Genomic DNA, 5,612 nt, shown 5'->3' with positions numbered 1-5,612 from the left:
AAAAAAAAGCCGATGGCGAATCCGTCGAAGCGGTAGGAATACGGGGCCTCTCTCCGACCGTCATTCCGGGATGCGCCGTCAGGCGCAGACCCGGAATCCATCGGGCCGCGGACCGAGAGGCGAAATGGATTCCGGGTTCGCGCCAAGTGCACGCCCCGGAATGACGATGTGGAGAGAGCCGGCTTAACGCAAATGCCGCTGCATCTCCGGGCGCGCCTTCAGCTCGGCGCCCTGCTTGGCGACGATCTTGGCGATTCTTTCCGGCGCGAAGTTCAGATCGACGAACGCCGGCGCGGTGTTGGCGACCTCGTGATAGCTCGCGATCCTGCCGTCACGCAGCGTCATGATCGCAACGCCCTCGAACATCGCCCGCGCGCCGTTCGCTTCCGGCAGGGTCGAACGATAGCTGAAGGTGTAGCGCGCATAGAGCGTGGTGCCGTCCGACACGGGATCGTGCATGTCCCAGCGGAAGTCGGTCGCCGTACGATAGAACCAGTCGTCGATCATCGCGGCGATCTTCTCGCGGCCTTCGAAGGCGCCGTAGAAGACGTCGTGATAGATGCCCTCCTCGGTGAACAGCTCGGCAAAGGCGCGGCCGTTGCGCTGCTCGACCGCGTCGCAGAAGGCGCGCAGCATGGCGGTGGTCATCGGCGTTGCTCCCAATTTCTGTCATGCCCGCGAAGGCGGGCATCCAGTACGCCGCAGCCGATCGGCTCAACAACGAGCGCTGGTGGAATACTGGATCGTCCGCTTTCGCGGACGACGATACGGAGTGCTTGGCGACACTTCACCCGATCTCCGCCACCGCGGCAAGAATGCGCGCGATGTCCTGTGGGCGGGAGAGGCGGTGATCGCCGTCCTGGATCATGGTCAGCACGACGTCGTCGGCCGGCAGGCGGTGCGTCAGCGCGAACGCGTGTCGCCAGGGCACGTCGGGATCCTGCGCGCCTTGCAGGATGCGGACAGGGCAGCCGAGATCGATGGCGCTGCCGAGCACAAGGTGGTTGCGGCCCTCCTCGATCAGGTTCCGCGTGATCGGATAGGGTGAGCCGTCGCCGTAATCCGACGGCCGCATCCAGACGCCCTTGGTTTCGATCTCTTTCTTCACCGCGGACGAGAAATTCTTCCACATCAGCTCCTCGGTGAAGTCGGGCGCCGGCGCGATCAGGACAAGGCCGGCCAGCGACGCGTTGGCTCGTTGTTCCCCTTGCCGCTTCTTGATCTCGCGCGCGAGCAGCAGCGCCATCCAACCACCCATGGACGAGCCGATCAGGACCTGCGGGCCGTCGCAGAACCGTTCGAACACTGCAACGCTCTCCTCCAGCCAGCGCCCGATGGTTCCGTCGACGAAGTCGCCGCCGGACTCGCCGTGGCCGGAATAGTCGAACCGGACCATTGCGCGGTTGTGATCCCGGGCCCAGGCGTCCAGCGCCAAGGCCTTGCTGCCCTGCATGTCCGATTTGAATCCGCCCAGCCAGACCAGTCCGGGCCCCTGTCCAGGCCGGCTGCGGACCGCGATCCTGCGTGCGGACGGGCCCTCGCCCACATTGATGGAGTCGAGCATGGCATCAGGAATTATATCGGTCATGGAACGCTTACTCCGGCTGCGCGGTTTGAGCTGTCCGGGCGTGTCCCACGAAGCAATCCGATGCCGGCATTGGCCGTTTGGGACGCTTGCGGAACAGAAGCAAGGTGTCTATGTCGGTCAACGTGCCGGAGGACGTGGCCAAAATGCCTCGCATTTGACGGTTTTTCGACCGCGGCACGAGCGACTTGCTTGCCGGCAAACGCATCTTCCTTCAAAATAGCCGCTTCCTTCACAACTTTGGAGAACCACCCATTCGCCGTCCTAATAAAGCTCCGCCCGCTGCCAGCAAAGACGGGCCGCGCATCAATGATGATATCCGCAATGCGCAGATCCAGCTGATCGATCAGACCGGTGATAACAAAGGCACGGTCGAGACGGTCGTCGCCATCCGGATGGCTCAGGAAGCTGGCATGGATCTGGTCGAGATTTCGCCGAATACCAGCCCTCCCGTCTGCAAGATCATGGACTACGGGAAGTACAAGTATTCCGCTCAGAAGAAAGCTGCGGAAGCCCGCAAGCGGCAGAAGACCGTCGAGATCAAGGAGATCAAGCTCCGCCCGATGATCGACGACCACGATTACGACGTGAAGATGCGGGCGATGCAGCGGTTCTTCGAAGAGGGCGACAAGGTCAAGATCACGCTGCGCTATCGCGGCCGCGAAATGGCGCATCAGGAGATCGGGACCAAGCTGCTTGACAAGATCAAGACCGACGTCGCCGAGCTCGCCAAGGTCGAGCAGGACGCGCGGTTCGAAGGCCGCCAGGTCGTCATGGTGCTGGCGCCGCGCTGACGCTCAGCTCTTCGGGACCGAAGGTTCAGGACTGAGAATCCAACGGCCCGTCCGGATCTCCGGCGGGCCGTTTTTGTTTTTTGCCTCTCCCGCAAGCGCAAGCGGGAGAGGGAGCGCACCTCCCGCTTCGCGACAGCTACGTCCTCGTCGCCTGCCAGGTGCCGCTGCACTGGTCGCCGGAAATGATGCCCCTCCACGAGCCGGCGCCGTTCATGCCGGCCAGCCGCCCGCCACCGCTGGCACGGGATGCACCGACTGAAACCTGGACCGCGACGGCGCCGGAGCGGTTGACCCTGCCCGAGACCCGGCCGCCGCCGGCGGACGAGACGCGGCTGCCCGTCACGGTGAAGGGAACACTGTAGCCTGAGCTGCAATTGCCCCTCGTGGTGGCGAAGGTGACGTTCCAGATGCCGTCATAGCCGCCGACGCGGGCGTCGGCCGCCGAAGGCAACATGGCCGCAGCAAGCACGGCAAGGAGAGCCAGGCGGCGCGGAAAGCGGATGGAGAATTGCGGGAAATCAGCCATTTGAGTCCTGCTCCGGCAGAAGAATGTGGCAGCTTGGGAAATAGTCTCCGGGCCTATTCCGCCGGTTCATCGTTGCCATTTGGCTCCCGCTCTGTCATAAGCCCAGCCTTCATCGCCCGGCTGATCAAGGGCTGCCGTGGCGGTGTTCCGTGTGGGTTTCGCGTTCGTTCGCAAAACCTGAGCACAATCAACGCTCTAACGAGCATTTTAGACGGCCAGCCGCCTTCACGGGCGGATTTCTGTTGTGGCCACAGGAGAGCCAAATGCCCAAGCTGAAGACCAAATCGGGCGCTAAGAAGCGCTTCAAGGTGACTGCCACCGGCAAAGTGATGCACGCCCAGCGCGGCAAGCGTCACGGCATGATCAAGCGGACGAAGAAGCAGATCCGTCAGCTCCGCGGCACCCGCGTGCTGTTCAAGACCGACGGCGACAACGTCAAGAAGTACTTCTTGCCGAACGCCTGATCGCGTCCGCGATCACTGCCAACCGTGCCGCGTCTTGCGCGGCAATCCGATAACCAAAGTCATCTCTGAAGGATTTCGTCATGTCTCGCGTCAAACGCGGTGTGACCGCCCACGCCAAGCACAAGAAAGTCTACAAGGCCGCCAAGGGTTTCTACGGCCGCCGCAAGAACACCATCCGCGCCGCCAAGCCGGCCGTGGAGAAGGCCCAGCAATACGCCTTCCGCGACCGCAAGCGGAAGAAGCGGACGTTCCGCGCGCTCTGGATCCAGCGCATCAACGCCGCCGTCCGTCCGTTCGGCCTGACCTACAGCCGATTTATCGACGGCATGGCCAAGTCGGGCATCACCGTGGACCGCAAGGTGCTGTCGGATCTCGCGATCCGCGAGCCCGCCGCGTTCCAGGCGATCGCCGAGAAGGCCAAGGCCGCCCTTGCGGCGTGATGCGGCCAAGGCTGCGCTGGCGGCGTAAGCCGTCTTCCACCGTGCTCTGCGCAGCATTCAGCTTGTGATGGCCCGGGCAAAGGCGCGTCTCGCGTTTTACTGCCCCGGCCGTCATTTCTCGCGCAAACACACTTCTCCGACGTGGAAGCCCGGCGCAATGCCGGGTGTGACGGGCTAGGATCATCGGCTCAGCATCCTGGCCAAAAGGGATTGCCATGACCGATCTAGCTCAGCTCCAAGCCCAGATCATCGCCGACATCGCCGCCGCCAGCGACGAGGCCGCGCTCGAAGTCGTGCGTGTCGCAGCCCTCGGCAAGAAGGGCTCGATCTCCGCGCTGCTCGCCACGCTCGGCAAGATGTCGCCGGACGAGCGCAAGACGCAGGGCGCCGCGATCAACCAGGCCAAGGACGAGGTCAGCCAGGCGCTTGTCGCGCGACGCGACGTGCTGAAATCGGCGGCGCTCGATGCGCGGCTCGCGTCCGAGACCGTCGACGTCACCCTGCCACTGCGCGAGGCACCGGTCGAAGCCGGCCGCATCCATCCGCTGAGCCAGGTCTGGGACGAGCTGACCACGATCTTCGCCGACATGGGATTCTCGGTGGCCGAAGGTCCCGACATCGAGACCGACGACTACAACTTCACCAAGCTGAACTTCCCGGAAGGCCATCCCGCGCGCGAGATGCACGACACCTTCTTCTTCCATCCGAAGCAGGACGGCTCGCGCATGCTGCTGCGCACCCACACCTCGCCGGTGCAGGTGCGCACCATGCTGAGCCAGAAGCCGCCGATCCGCGTGATCTGCCCGGGGCGCACCTATCGCATCGATTCGGACGCGACCCACACGCCGCAATTCCACCAGGTCGAAGGCCTCGTCATCGACAAGAGCTCGCATCTCGGCCACCTCAAATGGATCCTGCACGAGTTCTGCAAGGCGTTCTTCGAGGTGGACCACATCAACATGCGCTTCCGCCCGTCGTTCTTCCCGTTCACCGAGCCGTCGCTGGAAGTCGACATCCAGTGCCGCCGCGACAAGGGCGAGATCCGCTTCGGCGAGGGCGAGGACTGGCTCGAGATTCTCGGCTGCGGCATGGTGCATCCGAACGTGTTGCGCGCCTGCGGCATCGATCCCGACGAGTACCAGGGTTTTGCCTGGGGCATGGGGATCGACCGCATCGCCATGCTGAAATACGGCATCGCCGATTTGCGCCAGCTGTTCGACAGCGACGTCCGCTGGCTGTCCCACTACGGCTTCAAGCCGCTGGAGGTGCCGACGCTCGCGGGGGGATTGAGCACGTGAGGGTTGTGAGTAGCCGTACAAAGACTCTCTGCGTTCCCTCCCCCCTTGTGGGGGAGGGTCAGGGAGGGGGGTAGCCACGGATGCCGCACGCAGTTGTAAGCGAGCGACAGCGCAGCCGGGCGAAACAGCTTCGCCGAGCGATGACGCGCGCCGAAACACTACTGTGGCGGCACCTGAAGGCTAACCGCATGGATGGCGTTGGCATCCGTCGCCAATCGCCAATCGGAAACTACATCGTCGACTTCGTGTGCTTCTCCTCAAAGCTCATCATCGAGCTCGACGGGGAATCCCATGATTTCGAGGAACGTCAGAAAAAAGATGAGCGTCGCGACGCTTTCTTCGCAGCCGAGGGCTTTCAGGTTCTGCGCTTCACCAACGATCAGGTGATGACGAACCTCGAGGGAGTTGTTGAGACAATTCGCCAGGCAACTTCTGGCAGAGCCCGCGGCTTACCCCTCTCCCTGACCCTCCCCCACAAGGCAGGGGAATCGCATGTGGATTTGAG

Annotated in this window: 8 protein-coding genes; 5 read left to right on the top strand and 3 right to left on the bottom strand. The window is 63.3% G+C overall.

Annotated features, from left to right (window positions below; translation table 11 throughout):
• Positions 1-183 precede the first annotated feature (183 nt).
• On the bottom strand, positions 184-648 hold the full coding sequence (locus IC50_RS11325; protein ID WP_035704096.1) for a nuclear transport factor 2 family protein: 465 nt from the start codon (positions 646-648) through the stop codon (positions 184-186).
• Positions 649-787: 139 nt separating this feature from the next.
• The gene (locus tag IC50_RS11320) at positions 788-1,588 is read right to left on the bottom strand and encodes an alpha/beta hydrolase (protein WP_035704093.1); all 801 of its coding nucleotides are present in this window, start codon (positions 1,586-1,588) and stop codon (positions 788-790) included.
• A gap of 251 nt (positions 1,589-1,839) precedes the next feature.
• Between IC50_RS11320 and infC the strand changes: the two genes are divergently transcribed.
• Positions 1,840-2,379, top strand: coding sequence for a translation initiation factor IF-3 (infC, locus tag IC50_RS11315; protein WP_080134054.1), 540 nt, complete (start codon positions 1,840-1,842; stop codon positions 2,377-2,379).
• Between the two features lie 136 nt (positions 2,380-2,515).
• Here the strand turns inward: infC and IC50_RS11310 are convergent, their stop codons facing one another.
• Positions 2,516-2,905 carry a hypothetical protein gene (locus tag IC50_RS11310; protein ID WP_035704089.1) on the bottom strand — a complete coding sequence of 130 codons (390 nt, stop codon included), beginning with the start codon at positions 2,903-2,905 and terminating at the stop codon, positions 2,516-2,518.
• Between the two features lie 263 nt (positions 2,906-3,168).
• Here IC50_RS11310 and rpmI point away from each other — a divergent pair, with 263 nt between their 5' ends.
• The 4 genes from rpmI to IC50_RS11290 form a co-directional block, all read left to right on the top strand.
• Positions 3,169-3,369 (top strand): 50S ribosomal protein L35, encoded by a 201-nt coding sequence (rpmI, locus tag IC50_RS11305; RefSeq protein WP_008539890.1) that lies wholly within the window; start codon positions 3,169-3,171, stop codon positions 3,367-3,369.
• A gap of 80 nt (positions 3,370-3,449) precedes the next feature.
• Complete coding sequence (gene rplT / locus IC50_RS11300) at positions 3,450-3,809, top strand: 50S ribosomal protein L20 (RefSeq protein WP_035704086.1); 360 nt, start codon at positions 3,450-3,452, stop codon at positions 3,807-3,809.
• A 215-nt stretch (positions 3,810-4,024) separates the two neighbouring features.
• Complete coding sequence (pheS, locus tag IC50_RS11295; protein ID WP_035704083.1) at positions 4,025-5,107, top strand: phenylalanine--tRNA ligase subunit alpha; 1,083 nt, start codon at positions 4,025-4,027, stop codon at positions 5,105-5,107.
• 80 nt (positions 5,108-5,187) lie between these two features.
• Positions 5,188-5,612: endonuclease domain-containing protein (locus IC50_RS11290; protein WP_063826464.1), on the top strand; the 425-nt coding region annotated here is incomplete at its 3' end.

It is taken from the genome of Bradyrhizobium genomosp. I (2014) (assembly GCF_000261685.1).
GTDB lineage: Bacteria > Pseudomonadota > Alphaproteobacteria > Rhizobiales > Xanthobacteraceae > Bradyrhizobium.
Note: the sequence above shows the minus strand (reverse complement) of the source record. Positions and strands in the feature narration are given on the sequence as shown.